At 44.0% G+C, this 24,001-nt stretch carries 20 protein-coding genes, 1 tRNA gene and 2 rRNA genes; 14 read left to right on the top strand and 9 right to left on the bottom strand.

Translation table 11 applies throughout. The annotated features are described in order from the left end of the window. Window positions 1-182: 182 nt before the first annotated feature. The 3 genes from A4G17_RS05460 to A4G17_RS05470 all read left to right on the top strand — a co-directional run bounded on the left by A4G17_RS05460 (window position 183) and on the right by A4G17_RS05470 (window position 3,802). A 23S ribosomal RNA gene (locus A4G17_RS05460) occupies window positions 183-3,084 on the top strand. 190 nt (window positions 3,085-3,274) lie between these two features. After that, window positions 3,275-3,390, top strand: a 5S ribosomal RNA gene (gene rrf / locus A4G17_RS05465). A gap of 226 nt (window positions 3,391-3,616) precedes the next feature. After that, entirely contained in the window at window positions 3,617-3,802 is a 186-nt protein-coding gene (locus A4G17_RS05470; RefSeq protein WP_123956653.1) for a YegP family protein, read from the top strand. A 40-nt stretch (window positions 3,803-3,842) separates the two neighbouring features. Here A4G17_RS05470 and ruvX read toward each other — a convergent pair whose 3' ends face one another. From ruvX to rsmE, 3 genes are read right to left on the bottom strand one after another with little or no spacing between them, the layout of a single operon-like run. Next, window positions 3,843-4,256: a Holliday junction resolvase RuvX gene (gene ruvX, locus A4G17_RS05475; RefSeq protein WP_123956651.1), complete on the bottom strand. Its 414-nt coding sequence runs from the start codon at window positions 4,254-4,256 to the stop codon at window positions 3,843-3,845. After that, window positions 4,256-4,813 (bottom strand): YqgE/AlgH family protein, encoded by a 558-nt coding sequence (locus A4G17_RS05480; protein WP_123956649.1) that lies wholly within the window; start codon window positions 4,811-4,813, stop codon window positions 4,256-4,258. Before A4G17_RS05480 ends, ruvX begins: the two co-directional genes overlap by 1 nt. Then, on the bottom strand, window positions 4,814-5,548 hold the full coding sequence (rsmE, locus tag A4G17_RS05485; protein WP_123956647.1) for a 16S rRNA (uracil(1498)-N(3))-methyltransferase: 735 nt from the start codon (window positions 5,546-5,548) through the stop codon (window positions 4,814-4,816). Between the two features lie 176 nt (window positions 5,549-5,724). Here rsmE and A4G17_RS05490 point away from each other — a divergent pair, with 176 nt between their 5' ends. Beyond that, complete coding sequence (locus A4G17_RS05490; RefSeq protein WP_236940990.1) at window positions 5,725-6,462, top strand: cyclase family protein; 738 nt, start codon at window positions 5,725-5,727, stop codon at window positions 6,460-6,462. Between the two features lie 52 nt (window positions 6,463-6,514). On the opposite strand, the gene A4G17_RS05495 is transcribed toward A4G17_RS05490, so the two are convergent. Continuing rightward, a complete protein-coding gene (locus tag A4G17_RS05495) occupies window positions 6,515-7,102 on the bottom strand; it encodes a YajG family lipoprotein (RefSeq protein WP_123956643.1) in 588 nt (195 codons plus the stop codon). Window positions 7,103-7,181: 79 nt separating this feature from the next. Between A4G17_RS05495 and A4G17_RS05500 the strand changes: the two genes are divergently transcribed. From A4G17_RS05500 to rsmA, 7 genes are all read left to right on the top strand, one after another. Continuing rightward, window positions 7,182-7,493: a BolA family protein gene (locus A4G17_RS05500; RefSeq protein WP_123956642.1), complete on the top strand. Its 312-nt coding sequence runs from the start codon at window positions 7,182-7,184 to the stop codon at window positions 7,491-7,493. A gap of 103 nt (window positions 7,494-7,596) precedes the next feature. Continuing rightward, a tRNA-Ser gene (locus tag A4G17_RS05505) sits at window positions 7,597-7,686 on the top strand. Window positions 7,687-7,881: 195 nt separating this feature from the next. Next, window positions 7,882-9,405, top strand: coding sequence for a ribosome biogenesis GTPase Der (gene der / locus A4G17_RS05510; protein WP_123956640.1), 1,524 nt, complete (start codon window positions 7,882-7,884; stop codon window positions 9,403-9,405). Between the two features lie 180 nt (window positions 9,406-9,585). Beyond that, on the top strand, window positions 9,586-11,013 hold the full coding sequence (hldE, locus tag A4G17_RS05515; protein ID WP_123956639.1) for a bifunctional D-glycero-beta-D-manno-heptose-7-phosphate kinase/D-glycero-beta-D-manno-heptose 1-phosphate adenylyltransferase HldE: 1,428 nt from the start codon (window positions 9,586-9,588) through the stop codon (window positions 11,011-11,013). A gap of 14 nt (window positions 11,014-11,027) precedes the next feature. Beyond that, window positions 11,028-11,555: a bifunctional pyr operon transcriptional regulator/uracil phosphoribosyltransferase PyrR gene (gene pyrR, locus A4G17_RS05520; protein WP_123956637.1), complete on the top strand. Its 528-nt coding sequence runs from the start codon at window positions 11,028-11,030 to the stop codon at window positions 11,553-11,555. A gap of 84 nt (window positions 11,556-11,639) precedes the next feature. After that, entirely contained in the window at window positions 11,640-12,584 is a 945-nt protein-coding gene (locus tag A4G17_RS05525) for a peptidylprolyl isomerase (RefSeq protein ID WP_123956635.1), read from the top strand. 98 nt (window positions 12,585-12,682) lie between these two features. Then, the gene (gene rsmA, locus A4G17_RS05530; RefSeq protein ID WP_123956633.1) at window positions 12,683-13,546 is read left to right on the top strand and encodes a 16S rRNA (adenine(1518)-N(6)/adenine(1519)-N(6))-dimethyltransferase RsmA; all 864 of its coding nucleotides are present in this window, start codon (window positions 12,683-12,685) and stop codon (window positions 13,544-13,546) included. An 84-nt stretch (window positions 13,547-13,630) separates the two neighbouring features. Here the strand turns inward: rsmA and gyrA are convergent, their stop codons facing one another. Beyond that, entirely contained in the window at window positions 13,631-16,291 is a 2,661-nt protein-coding gene (gene gyrA, locus A4G17_RS05535) for a DNA topoisomerase (ATP-hydrolyzing) subunit A (protein WP_123956631.1), read from the bottom strand. 209 nt (window positions 16,292-16,500) lie between these two features. On the opposite strand from gyrA, the gene msrB reads away from it, so the two are divergent. The 3 genes from msrB (at window position 16,501) to A4G17_RS05550 (ending at window position 18,345) form a co-directional block, all read left to right on the top strand. Beyond that, window positions 16,501-16,893 carry a peptide-methionine (R)-S-oxide reductase MsrB gene (gene msrB, locus A4G17_RS05540; protein ID WP_123956629.1) on the top strand — a complete coding sequence of 131 codons (393 nt, stop codon included), beginning with the start codon at window positions 16,501-16,503 and terminating at the stop codon, window positions 16,891-16,893. Window positions 16,894-16,955: 62 nt separating this feature from the next. Next, complete coding sequence (locus A4G17_RS05545) at window positions 16,956-17,867, top strand: SPFH domain-containing protein (RefSeq protein WP_123956627.1); 912 nt, start codon at window positions 16,956-16,958, stop codon at window positions 17,865-17,867. Between the two features lie 37 nt (window positions 17,868-17,904). Beyond that, the gene (locus A4G17_RS05550; protein WP_123956625.1) at window positions 17,905-18,345 is read left to right on the top strand and encodes an NfeD family protein; all 441 of its coding nucleotides are present in this window, start codon (window positions 17,905-17,907) and stop codon (window positions 18,343-18,345) included. Window positions 18,346-18,427: 82 nt separating this feature from the next. On the opposite strand, the gene hrpA is transcribed toward A4G17_RS05550, so the two are convergent. The 4 genes from hrpA to grpE all read right to left on the bottom strand — a co-directional run bounded on the left by hrpA (window position 18,428) and on the right by grpE (window position 24,001). After that, window positions 18,428-22,486, bottom strand: coding sequence for an ATP-dependent RNA helicase HrpA (gene hrpA, locus A4G17_RS05555; protein WP_123956624.1), 4,059 nt, complete (start codon window positions 22,484-22,486; stop codon window positions 18,428-18,430). Beyond that, window positions 22,486-22,938, bottom strand: a complete 453-nt coding sequence (locus A4G17_RS05560; protein ID WP_123956622.1) for a DUF441 domain-containing protein — start codon at window positions 22,936-22,938, stop codon at window positions 22,486-22,488. Before A4G17_RS05560 ends, hrpA begins: the two co-directional genes overlap by 1 nt. A gap of 69 nt (window positions 22,939-23,007) precedes the next feature. Further along, a complete protein-coding gene (locus A4G17_RS05565) occupies window positions 23,008-23,298 on the bottom strand; it encodes a CCDC90 family protein (protein WP_418886384.1) in 291 nt (96 codons plus the stop codon). A gap of 109 nt (window positions 23,299-23,407) precedes the next feature. Beyond that, window positions 23,408-24,001: a nucleotide exchange factor GrpE gene (gene grpE, locus A4G17_RS05570; protein ID WP_123956618.1), complete on the bottom strand. Its 594-nt coding sequence runs from the start codon at window positions 23,999-24,001 to the stop codon at window positions 23,408-23,410.

Genomic DNA, 24,001 nt, shown 5'->3' on the forward strand with positions numbered 1-24,001 from the left:
TGTCTAATGTTCTTTAAAAAATAGGAAACAAGCTGAAAAACTGAGAGATTTTCGAAAGAAAGTCTGAGTAGTAAAAATCTTGTGTGAACAAAAGCACACAAGTAGTAGTTTTTGATTATCAGCTTTAAATATTTTGATGATTGTTTAATAACAATATTATCTAAAAATGTTTGAGGTTGTATGGTTAAGTGACTAAGCGTACACGGTGGATGCCTAGGCAATCAGAGGCGATGAAGGACGTGCTAATCTGCGAAAAGCTTGGATGAGTCGATAAGAGGCGTTTAATCCAAGATGTCCGAATGGGGAAACCCGATAAGCGAAGAGCTTATCATTATTTACTGAATCCATAGGTAAATAAGGCAAACCGGGAGAACTGAAACATCTAAGTACCCCGAGGAAAAGAAATCAACCGAGATTTCGTTAGTAGCGGCGAGCGAACGCGAAGGAGCCATTCAGTTATAGCACAAGACTTAGAGGAATGAGTTGGGAAACTCAATCAAAGAGGGTGATAATCCCGTACTTTAAAAGCCTTGTGTGGAACTAAGCTGAAAATAAGTAAGGCGGGACACGTGATATCCTGTCTGAAGATGGGGGGACCATCCTCCAAGGCTAAATACTCCTGATTGACCGATAGTGAACCAGTACTGTGAAGGAAAGGCGAAAAGAACCCCGGTGAGGGGAGTGAAATAGAACCTGAAACCGTGTACGTACAAGCAGTGGGAGCCAACTTGTTTGGTGACTGCGTACCTTTTGTATAATGGGTCAGCGACTTATATTTTGTAGCAAGGTTAACCGAATAGGGGAGCCGTAGGGAAACCGAGTCTTAACTGGGCGTCTAGTTGCAAGGTATAGACCCGAAACCCGGTGATCTAGCCATGGGCAGGTTGAAGGTTGGGTAACACTAACTGGAGGACCGAACCGACTAATGTTGAAAAATTAGCGGATGACTTGTGGCTGGGGGTGAAAGGCCAATCAAACCGGGAGATAGCTGGTTCTCCCCGAAATCTATTTAGGTAGAGCCTTATGTGAATACCTTCGGGGGTAGAGCACTGTTTCGGCTAGGGGTCCATCCCGGATTACCAACCCGATGCAAACTGCGAATACCGAAGAGTAATGCATAGGAGACACACGGTGGGTGCTAACGTTCATCGTGGAGAGGGAAACAACCCAGACCGCCAGCTAAGGTCCCAAAGTCTATATTAAGTGGGAAACGAAGTGGGAAGGCTTAGACAGCTAGGATGTTGGCTTAGAAGCAGCCATCATTTAAAGAAAGCGTAATAGCTCACTAGTCGAGTCGGCCTGCGCGGAAGATGTAACGGGGCTCAAATATAGCACCGAAGCTGCGGCATCAGAGTCAAATCTGTTGGGTAGGGGAGCGTTGTGTAAGCGGATGAAGGTGAATCGAGAGGTTTGCTGGACGTATCACAAGTGCGAATGCTGACATAAGTAACGATAAAACGAGTGAAAAACTCGTTCGCCGGAAGACCAAGGGTTCCTGTCCAACGTTAATCGGGGCAGGGTGAGTCGGCCCCTAAGGCGAGGCTGAAAAGCGTAGTCGATGGGAAACGGGTTAATATTCCCGTACTTGGTTATATTGCGATGTGGGGACGGAGAAGGTTAGGTAAGCAGACTGTTGGATGTCTGTTTAAGCCGGTAGTTGGGGTAGGTAGGCAAATCCGCTTACCCAATTTAAACAACGAGAAGTGATGACGAGTTCCTAAGGGAATGAAGTTACTGATACCACGCTTCCAGGAAAAGCCACTAAGCTTCAGATATAACTAAACCGTACTGAAAACCGACACAGGTGGTCAGGTAGAGAATACTCAGGCGCTTGAGAGAACTCGGGTGAAGGAACTAGGCAAAATAGCACCGTAACTTCGGGAGAAGGTGCGCTGGCGTAGGTTGTAGGAGTTTACCTCCGAAGGCTGAACCAGTCGAAGATACCAGCTGGCTGCAACTGTTTATTAAAAACACAGCACTCTGCAAACACGAAAGTGGACGTATAGGGTGTGATGCCTGCCCGGTGCTGGAAGGTTAATTGATGGTGTTATCGAAAGAGAAGCTCCTGATCGAAGCCCCAGTAAACGGCGGCCGTAACTATAACGGTCCTAAGGTAGCGAAATTCCTTGTCGGGTAAGTTCCGACCTGCACGAATGGCATAATGATGGCCAGGCTGTCTCCACCCGAGACTCAGTGAAATTGAAATCGCCGTGAAGATGCGGTGTACCCGCGGCTAGACGGAAAGACCCCGTGAACCTTTACTATAGCTTGACACTGAACATTGAATTTTGATGTGTAGGATAGGTGGGAGCCTATGAAGCAGGAACGCTAGTTCTTGTGGAGGCGTCCTTGAAATACCACCCTTTAACGTTTGATGTTCTAACGAAACACCAAGTACAGGTGTTCGGACAGTGTCTGGTGGGTAGTTTGACTGGGGCGGTCTCCTCCCAAAGCGTAACGGAGGAGCACGAAGGTTTGCTAATGACGGTCGGACATCGTCAGGTTAGTGCAATGGTAGAAGCAAGCTTAACTGCGAGACAGACAAGTCGAGCAGGTGCGAAAGCAGGTCATAGTGATCCGGTGGTTCTGAATGGAAGGGCCATCGCTCAACGGATAAAAGGTACTCCGGGGATAACAGGCTGATACCGCCCAAGAGTTCATATCGACGGCGGTGTTTGGCACCTCGATGTCGGCTCATCACATCCTGGGGCTGAAGTAGGTCCCAAGGGTATGGCTGTTCGCCATTTAAAGTGGTACGCGAGCTGGGTTTAGAACGTCGTGAGACAGTTCGGTCCCTATCTGCCGTGGGCGTTGGATGATTGAGAGGGGCTGCTCCTAGTACGAGAGGACCGGAGTGGACGCATCACTGGTGTTCCAGTTGTCTCGCCAGAGGCACTGCTGGGTAGCTAAATGCGGAAGAGATAAGTGCTGAAAGCATCTAAGCACGAAACTTGCCTCAAGATGAGTCATCCCTGACATTAAGTCAGTAAGGGTTGTTGTAGACTACGACGTAGATAGGTGGGGTGTGTAAGCGTTGCGAGACGTTGAGCTAACCCATACTAATTGCCCGAGAGGCTTAACCATACAACCTCAAGCGTTTTTGGAAAGAAGAAAGAAGCCAAAAGCGGTTGAGAAGAAAGCTAAACGAAAAGACAAAGCGAGAGCGAAGTGAAAGAAAATCAAACAGACAGCTTGTTTCAGATTAAAGGCGACGTAAGAAGCCAAGAATAGAGAACGAAAAAATAAAGACGAACAAAGACAACAACAGGATTTTCCTGATGGCCATAGTGCTGTGGTCCCACCTGATTCCATTCCGAACTCAGAAGTGAAACGCAGTGACGCCGATGGTAGTGTGGGGTTTCCCCATGTGAGAGTAGGGCACCATCAGGGTTTTATTGGACCCCTTGCAAGTACTCGGTTGAGTACAGTGCAAGGGGTTTTTGTTTTGGGAAGGGGGAAAGAGAAGACTTTGTAAAAGATGGTACCAACGTGATTGTGAAGATTTTTTGAGTGGTTTTTGAAATTCTTGCTTGCTTTACTTGTGATTAGTTTATAAGCTGTAATCGCTAGACAATATTGTTTAGCATTCTATCATTCTACAATAAGGAACACACCTATGTACTTTGAAGTTTATAAAGATGCAAAAGGCGAATTTCGCTGGAGATTAAAAGCAGGAAATCATGTAGTCATCGCAACTGGCGGAGAGGGTTACACGACTAAGCAAGCTTGCTTGAAAGGCATTGACTCAGTGAAAAAAGTAACTCCCGAAACAGATGTGAAAGATCTCTCTGTTCAATCATAAGAATTCAAATAAGGCTAGATAAAAATCTAGCCTTATATTTTCATGCGGTTTCAAACCAACTTTCTAATATTAAGCATGCTGAAATTGAGTCAACTTTATCTTTCTTTAAAGCTTTAAAGCCGCCTCGAGAGAAAATCTCTGCACGGGCTTCAACAGTGGTAAGCCTTTCATCATGTAATGTTACTTGTAATTGAAAACGTCCATGAAGCCGATTGGCAAATTTTTTTGCACGTTGTGTAAGGGGCTGCTCAGAGCCATCCATATTTAGTGGTAAACCCACAACCAACAAATCTGGCTGCCACTCTTTAAGTAATGTGCCGATTGCTTCCCAGTTCGGGATGCCATCTTGTGCTTTGAATGCAGCTAAGGGCTGTGCGGTGCCAGTGATACTTTGTCCAACAGCACAACCAATACTATTAAGGCCAAAGTCAAAAGCAAGAATAGTTTGACTCATTAGGCACGTCCTGCTTTAGCCAAAATGCCATCAATACCAAGTAATTGGTATGCTTCCATCCAGCGATCTAAATATCCTGTCTCAAATAAAATTTTCTCGTTACTTGGTGCAACCAACCAGTAATTACGGGCAATTTCAGCTTCTAGTTGCTCTGCTTTCCAAGTACAGCATCCGAGACAAACGATAAAATGTTTTGGGGCATCATTTCGTCCAAATGTTTCTAGAATATCGCCAGAAGTCGTCATCACAATATCATTGGCTGTTTCATAGCTGTGGAGAAGGGGAGTGTGAATTCGAGTATGTAGAATGAACCCTCGATCTTGGCTGACAGGTCCACCATTCAATACCAATTGATCTTTACTGTAATTCCGCTCATTTGCCATTAAAAAATCCATTTTAGCCAGCAATTCCATGACGGATAGATCGGTTGGTGAGTTGATCATTAAGCCCATTGCCCCTTGTTCATTATGTTCACAAATGTAAATCACAGAACGATCAAAATAGTCATCATTCATATCAGGAGTGGCGATTAATAATTTCCCTTGTAAATCATTCATTTAGCTTAAGTCTCCATACAGAGTTTGCAAGGCGGTAATTGTTGCGAGTGAAGCCGTTTCCGTGCGTAGCACACGTTTACCGAGTAATACTTCAGTAAAGCCTTGTTGCTCGGTCATTGCAATTTCTTCGGGAGAAAGTCCGCCTTCTGAACCGATTAATAAACGAACCCCCGTACTTGGCACATTGGGCAAGGATTTAATCGTATATTTCGCTCGGGGGTGTAGATTCAATTTGAGCATTTCATCTTGCTCTTTACACCAGTCTGTCAGTTTCATAATCGGACGAATTTCAGGCACCATATTTCGCCCGCACTGCTCACAGGCAGCAATCGCGATTTTCTGCCATTGCTGAATCTTTTTATCTTGCCGTTCGCTATCTAGTTTTACACCACAGCGTTCCGACCAAAGTGGAGTAATAATATTCACGCCTAATTCAACAGATTTTTGAATGGTAAATTCCATACGATCTCCACGAGAGATGACTTGCCCTAAATGGATCGGCAAATTTGACTCTCGATTGTCAAATTCACAGTGTGTAATGTTCACTGAAATTTGTTTTTTCGAAATGTGATCAATAGTAGCGTGAAAAATATGGTTTGAACCATCAAATAAAATCAGTTGTGAGCCTTCGCTCATTCGTAATACTCGTCCTACATGGTTTGCAGCATCATCACTTAGTACACAATGGCGTTGTCCCGCTAATTTTTCAGGGTGATAAATTCTTGGTATTCTCATAAGATGTTAGTTAGTCAATATTGAATCAAGTGTAATGAACACCAGGGGGAATCGCAAGTGCAAGCGGTCGGTTCCGCTGAAAATTTTGCAAATTTTTCTAATGGATAACTTTTTGTTATTTGCGGTTTTCATTTCTCTTGCTAAAGTGGTCAAAATTTACTGCTTAAGGAGTAATTATGTCTATTTTGCAAGCAATTGAATTATTGAAAAATCAGAAATGGGTAGATTTAAGCCATTCAGTCAGTGCTGAAATCCCTTATTTCCCTGCCTTTAAACCGATTCAGAGTAAAGTATTATTTACCGTCGAAAAAGATGGGTTTCTAGCAAGTGAATATACAATAGTTAGCCAATATGGTACGCACTTAGATGCACCAGTTCATTTCTCTGTAGGAAAACGAATGTTGGATGAGATACCAGTAGATGAGTTTGTGTTACCTTTGATTGTGATCCATAGGGAAAAGGAGGTTGCTGAAGATCACGATTATCGTTTGACTGTAGAAGATATTTTGGCATTTGAGGCTGAATATGGGCAAATTCCGGCGGGAAGTTTCGTCGCTTTTGCGAGTGGTTGGTCAGAACGTTGGCACGATGTTAACCGTTTCTATAATAAAGATGAAAATGGGCAGGCTCATACGCCTGGATGGAGTTTAGAGGCTTTGGCGTTTCTCCATGAGAAGCGTCATATTGCCGCAATCGGACACGAAACTCTGGATACGGATAGTGCCTTAGATTTTGTGAAAAATAATGATCTTGTGGGCGAGCGTTATTGGCTATCACAAAATAAATTTCAGGTAGAAGTGTTGAGTAATCTTGCTGAATTGCCTGCTACAGGCGGGGCTATTTTTATTGGCGTGCCTAAAATTAAAGGTGCACCGGGTTTTAACGCTCGGGTATTTGCTGTAATCCCAGCCTAAAACGCAAGCGGTTAGATTTGCAAAATGTCCTGTGGATCTAACCGCTTGTGAGTTATTTGAATTGATGAATGGCGTTGTCGATTTCGTTGTCGTGATAAATTTTCATAATGGCATCCGTATAGGCTTCACCTAACACTTTTTGGATTTCACTATTATTGGCACCAAATGCCCCTTCGTATGAGCGAGCTGTTTCAAAATTTTTACTGAAGTTGCCTCTTGAGCCTTGAATTGCCACTTCAACATTCACATTTGCACTAATTTTGTAGCGTAAGTTACCTTGCTGCACATCGGCAAAGAATTTTTTCACGTTTACCACAACATTGGCATTACCTGCACCTTGAACAACAGTAAAACCTTTGCTATTCAGATTTTGTTGCATCGCTTGTTGAAACATGTGAGCAACATCAGGCACAGCGGTGAGATGGTGAACCTTGCCTGACGTTGTGTAACTTGCGATTTCAGCCGATGAACGTAAATCTCGGGTCTGCACATTGACTAATGCCGATTGGTTGTTGGTATCAAACATGGATGTCGGAGCAGGTGTGGTGAACGTCAGTGTGTTGGGCTGAGTTTGGCAGCCTGCTAAGAGGGCTGAGCTCATTATGGCGGCAAATATAAAGGCTTTTTTAGAGAGTTTCATCGCATTTCCTTTTAAATTTAATGAATAAAATTGACGAAAGTATAGTATTATTTGGTGAAATTACCAACAGGAACAAACAATGTCTATCGAACAAACCATTCTTGAAAAACTCACCACAGAATTCCAACCAATCGTCTTACAGGTTGAGAATGAAAGCCATAAACACAGTTCTGGTCGCGGTGCTGAATCTCATTTTAAGGTGACATTGGTGTCATCGAAATTTGAAGGTGTTCGCACATTAGCTCGGCATCGTGCTATTTATGCCCTGCTTGCTGATGAACTGGCTAATGGAGTGCATGCGTTGGCACTACACACTTATACGGAGTCGGAATGGCAAGCGATTGGGCAATCTGCCCCGAGCTCGCCAAATTGCTTAGGTCATGGACAATAATTTCTTTATATAAAAAAGAAATTACTTGCCTAGACAAGCAAAATTCGTTATAGTTCGCTCCGCTTTCAAATGTGCATTTCGATGCACATTTTTTTATTGATTCGGTGAGATGTCCGAGTGGTTGAAGGAGCACGCCTGGAAAGCGTGTATATGGGAGACTGTATCGGGGGTTCGAATCCCCCTCTCACCGCCATTTCAATAAAAGGCTAACTTTTTCATATTTCATAGATAATTCCTTGTTAATTTTTGGTTTATCCCTAGGTTTATGCCTAGGGATTTTTTTTGCCTGCCGTGTTAATCATTCGAAATATCCCTTTACGTAATAATTTAAGCTATAATATTTGCATTTTTGCTAATTCTTGCAAATCGAATTTAAATTGAGGTTTTTATGACACCTGTTGTTGCCCTTGTGGGCAGACCAAACGTGGGCAAATCCACGTTATTTAACCGCTTAACCCGTACCCGTGATGCGTTGGTGGCGGATTTCCCTGGGCTGACGCGTGACCGCAAATATGGTCAAGCGAATATTGCAGGACACGATTTTATCGTGATCGATACAGGCGGTATTGATGGAACAGAAGAAGGCGTTGAAGAAAAAATGGCAGAGCAGTCGCTGTTGGCGATTGAAGAAGCCGATGTGGTGTTATTTTTGGTGGATGCTCGTGCTGGTTTAGTGCCTGCGGATGTGGGCATCGCTCAATATTTACGCCAGCGGGATAAAACCACGGTAGTAGTGGCGAATAAAACCGATGGCATTGATGCGGATTCGCACATTGCAGAATTTTATCAGCTTGGCTTGGGTGAAGTGGAGCCGATCGCTGCGGCACAAGGGCGTGGCGTTACGCAACTGATCGAGCAGGTGCTTGCTCCGCTTGCAGAAAAATTAGAAGAACAAGCGGTGAGTTCCGAAGAAAATATTGCAAATCAAGACGAAGCTGAACAAGATGAATGGGATCACGATTTCGATTTTGATAACGAAGATGATACCACTTTGCTTGATGAAGCGTTGGAAGAAGAGCACGAAGAGCCTGAAGACAAAAACATCAAAATTGCGATTGTTGGACGGCCAAATGTAGGTAAATCGACTCTGACAAACCGTATTTTAGGCGAAGATCGAGTAGTGGTTTACGATATGCCAGGCACGACCCGTGATTCGATTTACATTCCGATGGAGCGAGATGGTCAGCATTACACCATCATTGACACTGCAGGCGTGCGTAAGCGTGGCAAAGTGCATATGGCGGTAGAAAAATTCTCGGTAATCAAAACCTTGCAAGCGATTCAAGATGCGAACGTAGTATTACTTACCATTGACGCCCGTGATGGCGTATCCGACCAAGATTTATCACTGCTTGGCTTTATTCTCAATGCAGGTAAATCATTAGTGATCGTGGTGAACAAATGGGATGGCTTATCGCAAGATATTAAAGACAACGTTAAATCAGAACTCGATCGCCGTTTGGATTTCATCGACTTCGCACGAGTGCATTTTATTTCAGCTTTGCATGGCAGCGGTGTGGGCAATTTATTTGAAAGTGTGCAAGAAGCCTATCAATGTGCGACCAAAAAAATGACGACTTCGATGCTTACCCGTATTTTACAAATGGCAACGGACGAGCATCAGCCGCCATTGGTAAATGGCCGCCGAGTGAAACTCAAATACGCTCACCCAGGTGGCTATAATCCACCGATAATTGTGATCCACGGTAATCAAATCGAGAAATTACCAGACAGCTACAAGCGTTATTTGTCTAACTATTTCCGTAAGAGCTTGAAAATTATCGGTTCACCGATTCGGGTCTTGTTCCAAGAAGGCAACAATCCATTTGCAGGCAAACGCAATAAACTCACCCCAAATCAGCTGCGTAAACGCAAACGCTTGATGAAGTTTATTAAGAAAAATAGGAAATAATCATTCTCCCGTTCACGGGGAGACAGACTAAAAGGCGTTCAGTATTTTAGTCTGAGAGAGCTGACAAGCGGTCAGTTTTCAGCAAAATTTTGCAAATGTGATCTCCCTGATTTTCGCTTCTAAACGAAGATTAAATCTGTCCCTCTCCTGCAAGTGGGCGAGGGTAATTAAGGAATATTTATGATGATGCAATACTCTTCTCAATTTAACCAGGCCAAAGTGTTGGTGCTTGGCGATGTGATGTTAGACCGTTACTGGTTCGGGGCGACAGATCGTATTTCGCCCGAAGCACCGGTACCAGTGGTGAAAGTGCAACAGCGTGAAGATCGTGCGGGTGGGGCGGCAAACGTGGCGATGAACATTGCTAGCCTAAATGTGCCCGTAACGTTGCACGGTTTGGTCGGGCAGGACGATGCGGGCAAGGCGTTGGATACGCTATTGAATGCTCACCGCATCGAAAATCATTGTGTGGCAGTAAGTTCTCATCCAACCATCACCAAATTGCGTATTCTCTCCCGTCATCAACAGTTGCTTCGTTTGGACTTTGAAGAAGGTTTCCATAACCTTGACAGTCAAGAGCTACTCGCAAAGTTACAGGCAGAAATCACCGCTTACGGTGCCTTGATTTTATCAGATTACGGCAAAGGTACGCTTAATGCCGTCCAGCAAATGATCCAAATTGCCCGCCAAGCGAATGTGCCAGTGTTGATCGATCCCAAAGGCACGGATTTTGAACGTTATCGTGGGGCCACTTTACTGACGCCGAATATGTCAGAATTTGAAGCAGTTGCAGGGAAATGTGGTTCCGATGATGAAATCGTAGAAAAAGGCTTAAAAATGATTGCCGATTACGATTTATCGGCATTGCTTGTTACTCGTTCTGAAAAAGGAATGACCTTGCTTCGACCAAATCAACCAGCCTTCCACTTACCAACTCAAGCAAAAGAAGTGTATGACGTAACAGGGGCGGGCGATACGGTAATTAGCGTGCTGGCAACAGCTATGGCGGATGGCCGTTCGTTGGAAGAGGCTTGCTATCTTGCCAATGCGGCAGCGGGCGTGGTCGTCGGCAAACTTGGTACTTCTACTGTTACCCCAGTCGAACTTGAACAAGCTATTCACCAACGCAATGAAACAGGCTTTGGTGTTACTGATGAAAATTCGCTGAAAGCTATTGTGGCACAAGCTAAAGCTCGTGGTGAGAAAATTGTAATGACCAATGGTTGCTTCGATATTCTGCATCCTGGGCATGTTTCCTACTTGGAAAATGCTCGTAAATTAGGTGATCGTTTAATTGTCGCGGTCAATACGGATGAGTCAGTGAAACGTTTGAAAGGTGAGAGTCGCCCGATAAACGAATTAGATGCACGTATGGCGGTATTAGCTGGCTTGGCATCGGTGGATTGGGTCGTCCCATTCTGCGAAGACACACCACAACGCTTAATTGGTGAAATATTGCCAGATCTGTTAGTGAAAGGCGGTGACTATAAACCAGAAGACATCGCAGGCAGCCAAGAAGTATGGGCAAATGGCGGGGAAGTTCGTGTCTTGAATTTTGAAAACGGTTGTTCAACTACCAATGTGATCAAAAAAATTCAAGGGTTATAACTCAAGGACGAAGAATGGAAAAAATCATCATTGATACGGAGCAATTTCAACGCACGATTTCACGTATTTCCCATCAAATCATCGAAAAGCATTCTAGTTTCGACGATGTTGTGTTGGTGGGGATTAAACGGCGAGGGGCAGAAATTGCCGAAATGTTGCAAAAACGAATTGCAGAGTTAGCTCAAATTGAGCTGCCAATGATGTCGTTAGACATTACTTTTTACCGTGATGATTTAGAACAGACTCACCAAGATCCCGTGTATTCAGGATCCGAGCATACTCTTTCCCTGCAAGATAAAAAAGTGATCTTGATTGATGATGTATTGTTTACTGGTCGGACTATTCGTGCGGCACTAGATGCCTTGCTTGATTTTGGACGAGCATCTAAAATTGAGCTAGTCATTTTTATTGACCGTGGTCATCGAGAGTTACCGATCCGTGCGGATTATGTTGGTAAAAACATTCCTACTGCACGCAGTGAAAAAATTCAGGTGAGAACACAACATTATGATGGTATTAATCAAGTGGCGTTAATGACGTAAATTTGAGCCAACATTGAACCTTTTGATGAAAATCGTTTCTAAACACCATTAAAATTATTATTCATTCTTTGATAGGAAGAAAAAATGAAATTGACCGTTGTAAAATCTCTCTTTATTGCAACTTTCGCATTGTTAGCTGTTGCTCAATCTACTCAAGCAGAAGAGCGTGTGTTAGCTACCGTTGATGGTTATCCAATTATGCAGAGCCAAGTTGATCGTGCATTGGGGAAAAAAGCGAAAACAGAGGCAAACCGTAAAGCTGCCTTAGATAGTGTCATTAACGAATTTCTAGTACAACGTGCAATTCAAGAATCAGGCGTGAAAGTAAATTATGCCTATGTTGATCAAATGATTGAAAATATTGCAGCACAAAATGGTTTAACCTACGGGCAATTTCTAGATGCCCTGGATTATCAAGGCATCACCTTGAATCAATATCGTCAGCAACTTGCAAATCAAATTATGATGGAGCAAGTTCGTCACCAAACCATTGGTCAAACGATTCAAGTTGAACCAAAACAAGTTCAAGCACTTGCAAAAGAGCTCATGGCAAAAGATAAGGCGAGCGGTAAGCTCAGTGCAACAAAAGGAACGCAATATCGAATTAGTCATATTTTGCTGAAAACCAATCCAATTTTGAATGATCAGCAAGCCAAAGCGAAACTAACTGCACTTGTTGCGGATATTAATGCGAATAAAATGACCTTTGAAGCGGCAGCAGAGAAACATTCTGTTGATTATGCTTCAGGGGCAGAAGGCGGTGATCTTGGTTGGAATTTCTTAGATATATATGATCCAGCCTTTGCTAAAGTCGCAAATAAGAGCAAACCTGGTGTAATCTCCGCACCATTTAAATCGCAATTTGGTTGGCATGTGTTGAAAGTGACTGATACACGCCAAAGTGACCGTACAGAAGACGCGTACTTACAAAAAGCCTATGAGCAACTGGTGAATCAACAAGCTCAAGATGCTTCGAAAGACTGGGTAAAAGCGTTAAAAAATCGTGCAGATATTCAATACGTACAATAATTAACTTGCTTACAATTCAACCCCGCATTTGCGGGGTTCTTTAGTTTATAAAATTTGTAAAAAATGGCGGTGATCTAACCGCTTGTATAGGAAATTCAATGAATTCAAACTCAAAAAAACATTTAGGACACACCGCTCGTAAACGCTTCGGGCAGAACTTTTTACACGATCAAAATGTGATCCACAATATCGTTGCTGCGATCAACCCACAAAAAGATCAATTCCTGCTTGAAATCGGTCCAGGTTTGGGAGCATTAACCGAACCTGTTGCGGACTTAGTCGATCAGCTCACCGTGGTGGAACTTGACCGAGATCTTGCCGAGCGGCTACGCCACCATCCATTTTTACAGCCTAAATTAACTATTATCGAACAAGATGCACTGCGTTTTAATTTCCGTGAGTATTTCGACGGTCTTGAATTAAATGGCAAAGGCGTGAGAGTGTTCGGCAACTTGCCGTATAACATTTCGACGCCATTGATGTTTCACTTATTCAAATTCCACGATCTTGTGCAAGATATGCACTTTATGTTGCAAAAAGAAGTGGTGAAACGCTTGTGTGCTGCCCCAAATAGCAAAGCTTACGGTCGCTTAACCATTATGGCTCAATACTATTGCCAAGTTATGCCTGTGTTAGAAGTGCCGCCAACGGCATTTAAACCTGCACCGAAAGTCGATTCTGCGGTGGTTCGTCTTGTGCCATATAAAACCTTGCCTCACCCTGTCAAAGATGTCTATTGGCTCAACCGAGTAACCACTCATGCGTTCAACCAACGCCGCAAAACGTTACGCAATGCGTTATCCACCCTATTTAGTGCGGAACAGTTAGAGGCACTCGGCATCGACTTAAACGCTCGTGCGGAAAATCTTGCTCTTGCAGATTATGCCAAACTTGCTAACTGGCTCTGTGATAATCCACCAGAAATGGAAAAAACAGAAATTGAAGATTTAGGTGAGGGCTAGAGTAAAATAGCTAAAAGCAAGCGGTCACTTCCAGCGAATTTTTTGCAAAAAATTGTGTGGAAGTGACCGCTTATTTATTTAGGACTAAGCTTCTTCTCTGTTTTCTTCTGTTTCGTCTTCTTCGATCTCGCAAATGCGTTCTAAGCTGACGACGCTTTCGGTTTCCGCGGTGCGGATAATGCGAACGCCTTGGGTGTTACGGCCGACTAAGCTCACTTCATTCACTCGGGTGCGAACGAGAGTGCCTGCATCGGTGATCAACATAATCTGATCGTTTTCTTCCACTTGTACTGCCGCCACGACTTTGCCATTACGTTCGTTCACTTTAATGGACACAACCCCTTTAGTTGCACGGGATTTTACCGGGTATTCGCTTAATGCGGTACGTTTGCCGTAGCCGTTTTGGGTTACGGTTAAAATTTCGCCTTGAGTATGCGGAATCACAAGCGACACGACTTTGTCGGTGCTTAAATTTACGCTGGTTTCGTCTGCTTCATCGCTTTCAACAGTTTCTACTTCCACTTCTTCGACATCCTCAGCAGAAATTTCGGTCGTGGCAAGTTTGATGCCTTTCACACCTGTTGCGATTCGCCCCATTCCCCTTACACCTGATTCGTTGAAACGCACGACACGACCTTGTGCCGAGAACAACATAATTTCGCTGTCGCCGTTAGTGATATCTACACCGATCAATTCATCGCCATCGCGAAGTTTTAATGCAATCAGACCGCTTGAGCGTACATTGCTGAACGCATCAAGAGAGACTTTTTTCACCACACCACTAGCGGTTGCCATAAAGATAAATTTATCGGCACTAAATTCGCCGTTTGGAATTGGTAAAATGGCGGTAATTCGTTCATTTTCTTCTTTGACCAACGGCAGAATATTGACGATTGGTGTGCCGCGTGCCCCTCGGCTTGCTTGTGGAAGCTGATACACTTTCAGTTGATACAAGCGACCACGGGTCGAGAAGCAGAGAATCGTGTCGTGGGTGTTTGCCACTAACAAACGCTCAATAAAGTCATCTTCTTTCATTTTCGTTGCAGACTTACCTTTGCCGCCACGACGTTGTGCTTCGTATTCAGAAAGCGGCTGATACTTCACATAGCCTGCGTGGGAAAGGGTAACGACCACGTCTTCTTGAGCAATTAAATCTTCTAAATTGATGTCGCCTGACGCCGAGGTAATTTCGGTACGGCGTTCATCGCCAAATTCAGCTTTGACTTTTTCCAATTCCTCACGAATGACTTGCATCAAGCGTTCTGCACTGTTTAAGATGTGTAAAAGTTCGCCGATCACGACTAAAATGTCTTTGTATTCATCGAGAATTTTTTCGTGTTCTAAACCAGTTAAGCGGTGTAAGCGGAGTTCCAAAATGGCACGAGCTTGGGCTTCAGATAAGTAGTATTCACCATTGCGAACGCCACATTCAGCAGGTAACTCATCAGGACGAGCAGCATCAACACCAGCGGCTTCTAACATCGGAGCAACATTGCCCAATGCCCACGGGCGAGAAAGTAATCCTTCACGGGCTTCGTCTGCAGTTTTTGAGCGACGGATCAGCTCAATCACGGGGTCAATATTCGCAAGAGCAATCGCTAAACCTTCTAAAATATGGGCCCGTTCACGGGCTTTACGAAGTTCAAAAATAGAACGGCGTGTAACCACTTCACGGCGGTGTAATACAAAGGCTTCGATAATCTGTTTTAAATTCAATACCTTAGGCTGGCCATGATCAAGTGCCACCATATTGATACCGAAGGTGACTTGCATTTGCGTCAGAGCATAAAGATTGTTCAACACTACTTCGCCCACAGCATCTCGTTTTAGCTCAATCACAATACGCAATCCGTCTTTATCCGACTCATCACGCAACTCGCTAATGCCTTCAACTTTTTTCTCTTTCACCAATTCAGCGATTTTTTCGATCAATTTCGCTTTGTTTACTTGGTATGGAATTTCAGTCACGATAATCTGTTCACGTCCATTCGCCTTACTCTCAACGCTCGCTTTGGCTCGGACATAAACTTTACCTCGTCCTGTGCGGTAGGCATCTTCGATGCCTTTACGGCCATTGATGATGGCAGCGGTTGGAAAGTCAGGGCCGGGAATATGCTGCATCAATTCTTCAATACTGATTTGATCATTATCGATATATGCCAAGCAGCCGTTTAGCACCTCATTTAAGTTGTGTGGCGGAATATTGGTTGCCATACCAACGGCAATCCCTGATGACCCATTAACGAGCAAGGCAGGAATTTTTGTCGGCAACACATCAGGAATCATTTCTTTGCCGTCATAGTTCGGCGAGAAATCGACAGTTTCTTTATCCAAGTCGGTTAGCAATTCTTGAGTGATTTTCTGCATACGGACTTCGGTATAACGCATTGCCGCAGGTGCATCGCCATCAATGGAACCGAAGTTACCTTGACCATCCACTAACATATAACGCAAGGAGAATGGCTGAGCCATACGTACGATAGTATCGTACACCGCCGAGTCGCCGTGTGGGTGGTATTTACCGATCACATCACCAACGACACGAGCTGATTTTACATACGGTTTGCTGGCAGTATTGCCACTTTGATCCATCGAGAACAATACACGGCGGTGTACGGGTTTTAAGCCATCACGCACATCGGGCAACGCGCGCCCAACAATTACCGACATGGCATAGTCGAGATACGACGTTTTCAGTTCTTCTTCGATACTGATGGGGGTAATATCTTTGGCTAATTCGCTCATTGAAATATCCTAATCATGTTGCAGAAAAGCCCTTTTAAACGGGGCAAAAATTGGGCGAGAGTATAGCACAAAAGGCGGGCATTCGGGGGATTTATTACAGACAAGCGGTCGGTTTTCAGCGATTTTTTGCAAATCGTTTCGCTCTCGCCAAATTTGCAAAAAAATCGTAAAATCTGACCGCTTGTTATTTCAAACTAAAGGATGAAACCATGAAAAAAATCGAGGAATTGACTGAACAACAACGTGAAATTTGTATCAACAGTGGTACAGAACGCCCATTTACGGGCAAATTTTTAGATGAAAACCGCGTCGGCACTTATCGCTGTATACGTTGCCATAATCCGCTTTTTCGTTCCGACACCAAATTCGATGCCGGCTGCGGCTGGCCGAGTTTCTATGAAACCATTCACAAAAACTCATTACGTTATTTAGACGATTACAGCTTAGGCCGCCACCGCACCGAAATCCGTTGCGGTAACTGCGATGCTCATATGGGCCACGTTTTCCCCGACGGCCCAAAACCGACAGGTTTACGTTTCTGCTTAAATTCGGTTGCACTGAATTTTAAATGGGATGAAACGGGGGAAGAGATTGATGGGTAGTGTGGTCGAACTGTCGACAATCAATCATTTTTAACTAAACATTGTTATATAAGGAGCAAGTTATGCAATTCCCTATAGTGTCTATTGTATTTGTCGTTCTGGTTATTTTGGTACTGATCTCAACCATTAAAACTGTCCCGCAAGGGTATCACTGGACGATAGAGCGTTTTGGGCGTTACACCAAAACCTTAACTCCTGGCTTGAATATTGTCGTGCCTTTTATTGATCGTGTTGGACGTAAAATCAATATGATGGAACAAGTGCTTGATATTCCATCACAAGAAGTGATTTCAAAAGATAACGCTAGTGTGGCTATTGATGCGGTTTGCTTTGTACAAGTAGTAGATGCTCGTCGTGCGGCTTATGAAGTCAACCACTTAGAACAGGCGATTGTGAATTTAACGATGACCAATATGCGTACCGTTCTTGGTTCTATGGATCTTGATGATATGCTTTCCCAACGTGATTTAATTAACGGACGTTTGCTAGCCATTGTTGATGAAGCCACAAATCTTTGGGGTGTAAAAGTAACTCGTATTGAAATTCGAGATGTTCGCCCGCCGAAAGAGTTAGTGGAGGCAATGAATGCACAAATGAAGGCAGAGCGTAATAAACGTGCAGATATTCTTGAAGCAGAAGGGATTCGTCAAGCAGAAATCTTACGTGCGGAAGGGGAAAAACAATCCCGAATTCTTAAAGCAGAAGGGGAAAGAGCCGAAGCCTTCTTACAAGCCGAAGCTCGTGAGCGTGCCGCCGAAGCAGAAGCAAAAGCAACCAAAATGGTATCAGAAGCGATTGCCAGCGGTGATACTAAAGCGATTAACTACTTTATCGCACAAAAATACACCGACGCATTACAGCAAATTGGCATCTCAGAAAACAGCAAAGTGGTACTTATGCCATTGGAAGCAAGCAATCTAATAGGCTCTGTCAGTGGCATTGCCGAATTGCTTAAACATACCAAAAAGCAATAATCAACATTTGAATTATCTGAAATAAAGGAGGATAACGATGGAATGGCTGACTGGCTGGTCTATGTGGCTCATTTTAGGTTTCGTTTTGTTTATTTTAGAAACTGTGATTACAGGTGTTTTTATAATGTGGTGGGGTGGTGCGGCAATTATTATTGCGATTGTTGTCGCATTATTTCCTGACATTGCACTGAGTGTTCAATTCACATTATTTGCTCTCCTTGCTATCATTTTTAGCCTTGCTTGGTGGAAATTTCAGCAAACTAGAGATGATCAAGAAGATCAAGCAAATACGCTCAATGACCGAGAACACGCTATGCTAGGTATGCAAGGGGTGATTGTTGAAATTCTTGAAAATGGTGTAGTGCGTGGCAAGTTTGGTGACACGACTTGGCGAGTTATTGGAAAAAATTTGAAGGTTGGAGATAGTGTTCACGTTAAAAAGGTTGAAGGTATCACTCTATTTGTAGTTAAATTATAAATAAATCAAGCGGTCAAATTTGCAAGATTTTTTACAAATATGACCGCTTGTTGCCACTTTGGGAGCTCCTACCAGCTTATTGTCATTTCACTTCCCCAATCACATTTAAAATCCGTTTATCCGAAATCGGGTACTTCGTGCCAAGCTGTTGAGCAAATAAACTCACCCTTAATTCTTCAATCATATAACGAATTTCTCGTACTTCATCGCTGATCGGTTTGGATTTTGGCAGTTTAGCAAGCAGTTGTTGATAGGCGTTTTGCACTTGCTCAACCCTTAACATTTTGGCTCGGTCGGCGTTGCTATCGACGACTAATTTGTCTAAACGGCGATCGATAGCAGTGAGATAACGATGCAGATCTGCCAAGCGTTTGTAGCCCGTTTGGGTGACGAAATTCGGGTAAATTAAGCCGTTGAGTTGCACTTGAATATCCGACAAGGCAAATGCCATGGTGAAATCCAGTTTACCTTTTAAGCGTTTGCTAATTTCATAGGCAAGAGTGAGATTTTTCTCTACTTGCTTGGCAATTTCTACTGTTGTCTCGTTCAAATTAGCTCGCACAAATTCATGGAGCTGGTGGAATTTTTCTTCCGACCACACAAATCCGCCGAAATCATCAATCAACTTATCCACCGCACAGGCAATGCAGTCGTCAATCAGTTCCATCACTTTCCCAAACGGGGCGAAATATAAGCCGAGTTTGGCTTTGTTCGGCAATTTTTCGTGCAGATATTTGATGGGTGAAGGCACATTGAGTAACAACAATCGGCGTAAGCCTGCTTGCATTGCTTTAGCTTGCTCAAATTCCGTCTCAAATAATTTAATGCCGACGGACTCTTTTTCATCGACAATCGCAGGGTAGGCTTTTACCTTGAAGTGCTGTTTTTTCTGTTCATAGAATTGCGGTAAATCAGCAAAATTCCACAAATGCACGCCCGATTGCTCAATGCCATCATCGGCAATGTTCGACAGGGTATTTTGCACTTCATCTTTGAGTTTGAATTTCAACTCGTCCAAATTTTCGCTTTCGGCAAGGGTTTTATTTTTATCATCAACCACACGAAAGCCAATGCGTAAATGAGCGGGAATTTGGCTTAAATCCCACTGTTCTGGCTCAGCATAAACGCCCGTCATTCGGCGAAGTTCGTAGCTTAAACTTTCTAACAATGGCTTTTTAAATGGCTCGGCACGAGATAAAAACGCTTCGGCATAGTTCGGCGCAGGCACAAAACTACGGCGGATCGATTTTGGTAGCGATTTAATCAATGCGACTACAAGTTCATGGCGTAGCCCTGGGATTAACCAATCAAAGCCTTCAGGTTCAACTTGATTGAGCAAGGGTAGCGGAATATGCACTGTTACCCCATCGGCTTGCGAGCCAATATCAAATTGATAGCTCAATTTCAGCTTGAGTGAACCTTGATGCCAAAAGTTCGGGAAGTCTAACTCACTGACTTTGTTGGCGTTATCGTTAATCAGGAATGATTTCTCAAAGTTAAGCAGTTCAGGATCTTTTTGACTGGCTACTTTCCACCAGCTATCAAAATGCTTACTGGAAACCACTTCCGTTCCCACTCGTTGATCATAAAATTCAAATAGCACTTGCTCGTCCACCAAAATATCTCGGCGGCGAGATTTATGCTCAAGGGCTTCCACTTCTTTGATCAAGCGGTTGTTTTCTTTGAAAAATTTGTAATTGGCGTGCCATTCGCCTTCCACCAATGCGGAACGAATAAAGATTTCTCGGCTCACAAGCGGGTCGATTTTGCCATAATTTTGCAAACGGCTCGCTACAATCGGCACGCCATAGAGCAAGACTTTTTCATACGCCATCACCGCCCCTTTGGACTTCGACCAGTGCGGTTCACTGTAACTGCTTTTAATGAGATGCTGTGCGAGCGGTTCAACCCATTCAGGCTCAATGCGAGCGACCATTCGGCCCCACAATTTTGTGGTTTCAACAAGTTCCGCCGCCATCACCCATTTCGGCTGTTTTTTGAAAAGCACCGAGTTCGGAAAAATGGCAAAGTGGGCATTTCTTGCACCAAGATAAGACATCTTTTCGTTATCTTTCAAGCCGATATGGGAGAGAAGTCCTGCTAGCAAGGCAGTGTGAATTTGCTGATAATTGGCTTCATCACTGTTAATCCGTAGCCCCATTTCACGCACTGCAAGGCGAAGTTGATGATAAATATCCTGCCATTCACGCACTCGTAGGTAGTTGAGATAATCCTTTTGGCATAAACGGCGGAATTGATTTTTGCTCAGCTCTTTCTGCTGTGTTTGAATAAAATGCCACAGATTCACAAAGGCAAGGAAGTCGGACTCTTTATCCGCAAAACGACGATGTTTATCGTCTGCCGATTGCTGTTTCTCTTGCGGACGTTCTCTCGGATCTTGAATAGAAAGCGCCGAAACAATCATCATCACTTCGTGCAAACTACCATTTTCGTGAGCTGCAATGACCATTCGAGCCAAACGAGGATCGACTGGCAGTTGAGCAAGCTGGCGACCGATTGGGGTAAGTTCCCATATTCTGCCCCCGCTTGCGGGGGAAGTACCCTGCAAAGCAGGGGGTAGGGGGGAATTTGCAAAATTTTGCTTGGAAAAGACCGCTTGTTTGCCCCCTTCGGTTTCGCTACGCTCAACCACTTCCCCCGCAAGCGGGGGCAGCGTTTTCTGTTTTGAACGTGGACGGATCGCTTGCAACTCTTCCAACAACTTTATCCCATCTTGAATATGCTTATGATCTGGCGCATCAACAAAAGGGAAAGCGGAAATATCGCTCAAGCCGAGAGCGGTCATCTGTAAAATTACGGATGCCAAGTTCGTGCGTAAAATTTCAGGATCGGTAAATTCAGGACGGCTGTTGAAATCGTCTTCAGAATAGAGACGAATACAGATCCCTTCCGAAATACGTCCGCAACGTCCTTTTCGTTGGTTGGCGGAGGCTTGGGAAATTGGCTCAATCGGCAAACGTTGTACTTTGGTACGGTAGCTATAACGTGAAATACGTGCGGTTCCCGTATCAATCACATATTTGATATTCGGAATCGTGAGCGAGGTTTCCGCCACGTTAGTGGCTAAAATAATGCGATTGAGATTGCTTGGATTGAAAATACGTTGCTGTTCGGCTGCCGATAAGCGAGCGTAGAGCGGTAAAATTTCCGTATGGCGAAATTCTTGTTTTTGTAAGGCATCGGCAGTGTCTCGAATTTCACGTTCACCGTTCATAAAAATCAGAATATCGCCACGCCCTTCTGCTTGCAGTTCATCAACGGCATTGAGAATCCCTTGAAGTTGGTCTTGATCTTCTTCCTCAATAATCGGGCGATAACGTACTTCCACAGGGTAAGTTCGCCCTGAAACTTCAATAATCGGCGCATTATTAAAATGTTTTGAAAAGCGTTCTACATCAATGGTTGCCGACGTAATGATAACCTTTAAATCAGGGCGTTTCGGTAAAATCTGTTTGAGATAACCGAGAATAAAATCATTGTTAAGACTGCGTTCGTGGGCTTCGTCAATAATCAAAGTGTCGTATTGATTGAGATAACGATCGTGCTGAATTTCGGCGAGCAAAATCCCGTCCGTCATCAGTTTGACAAGGCTCTGTTCGCTCACTTGATCATTAAAACGCACCTTATAGCCGACCGTTGAACCCAATTCGGATTTGAGTTCTTCGGCAATACGCGTTGCCACCGAGCGAGCGGCGATACGGCGTGGTTGGGTATGCCCAATCAGCCCTTTCACCCCAAGCCCAAGTTCCAAACACATTTTCGGAAGCTGGGTGGTTTTACCTGATCCTGTTTCCCCCGCAATCACCACCACCTGATTTTCCGCAATCAATTTCAGAATTTCTGCACGACGTGCGGAAACGGGTAAATCAGGATATTCAATTTTTAGGGATTGGCTCTGTTGCTGACGAGCAAAAAAACGTGCCTTACAAGCGGTCAGATTTTCCTGAATTTCTGCAAATACCGCTTGGCGTGCACCTTCATCTTTAATATTGCCTGCACCACGAATACGACTTGCTAGAAAACGGCTATCGCTAATCGTGGTTTCCTTTAATTGTGTCATCAACGCTTTTTGATCGGCCGCAAGCGGTCGGTTTTGAGGCTTTTTTTGCAAATGTTTCATTAAGTTCTTCCTACCACTAACGACAAAATCCCCGCCGCAATTAACGGACCAACAGGAACGCCTTTAAAGAAGGCTACGCCAAAAATCGTGCCGATAAGCAAACCAGTCACTAAAACGGGTTGATTTGACATCAAACTCACCCCTCGCCCGCCGAGCCACGCCACTGCCACACCTGCGATAACTGCAAGCAGCATTTTCCAGTTTACAAAGGCTGCTAGGTCGGGCAGGGCAATTCGGCCGGAAACCAACGGGCTAAGTACGCCAATGGTGAGAATGATGATACCGATTTTTAAGCCGTATTTATCGACCCAAGGTAGGTATTGGGAAAGTAAGGTCTGTTGCATAATCAGTAAGACTGCGGCAGAAATAGTAACTGCACTATTTTGGCTGAACAGCCCAAGGAGAATAAGCACGACTAATAAAAGTGCTACGCTGTTGAATTGTAAGGACATTTTGTTGTATCTAAAAAAGCGAAAATCCCTTACTTGTTGGCAAGTAAGGGGGGAGAGTTATCTATTTGATTAGTTGATAAATTTGATGATGGTCATCAGTAATCCAACACCAGCTAAAATAAAGCCAGCCATCTTATACATTGATGCAGTAAGCCGAACTTCTAGCTGAGCTAGTTCAGATTTAAACTCATTTTTCAGTTCATTCTTCACTTCATTTAAGTCAGCTTTTGTTGCAAATTGGCTTTGGCTTTGTTCTAAAGCATCATCTAATGCTTCAGCGAAGGCTTCGGCAATTTCAGGAGGCTGATTGGCTTTCTGAAGTTTTTTGACGAAACGTAATTTATCAAATCGAATAGCCATTGAATTTTCCATTTTCTTCCCCCCTGTTTACGAATGTGCAAGGATAAGGTAGCACAATCAAATCAGGGGAGTTACGTTAATTTTGCGATCGCTGTCGCAAAATTTGTGATTAGCTCGCCACCATCACCATTGCAGGACGAATCACTCTACCATGGAGAGTGTAGCCTTTTTGTAGCACCACGCTAATATGGTTTGGCTCAATGCCTTCTGCTGCTTGCATTGAAATGGCTTGGTGCAATTCTGGATCGAAGGCTTCGCCGACATTGCCAACGGCTTCAACACCAAAGTTCGCTAAGGTTGAAACTAGGCCTTTATGCGTCAGTTCAACGCCTTCGGCAAGGACTTTCACACTTTCATCAGCACCTTCCAAGGCTTGTAAACCACGTTCTAAGTTATCCACCACGTTTAATAGTTCTTTGGAGAATTTTTCTAAGGCGAATTTATGGGCTTTTTCAATATCTTGTTCGGTACGGCGGCGGATGTTTTCGATTTCCGCACGGGCACGTAAGGCGATTTCTTGCTCACGTTTGTTGGCTTCTGCGATATATTCTTCTAACTCTTGCACGCGGGCGATAGCTTCTGCAAGCGGGTCGTTTTCTTCATTTTTTTGCAAATCGGCTTCAGGGGCGGTTTGCTCAACGGTTTCTTGTTCAGTTTCTGAGGTCATTTCTTGTTCTAATTCTTTTTCGGTTGGGTTGGTCAT

Origin of the sequence: Frederiksenia canicola (assembly GCF_011455495.1) — a bacterium.
In the GTDB taxonomy this organism is placed as follows: Bacteria; Pseudomonadota; Gammaproteobacteria; order Enterobacterales; family Pasteurellaceae; genus Frederiksenia; species Frederiksenia canicola.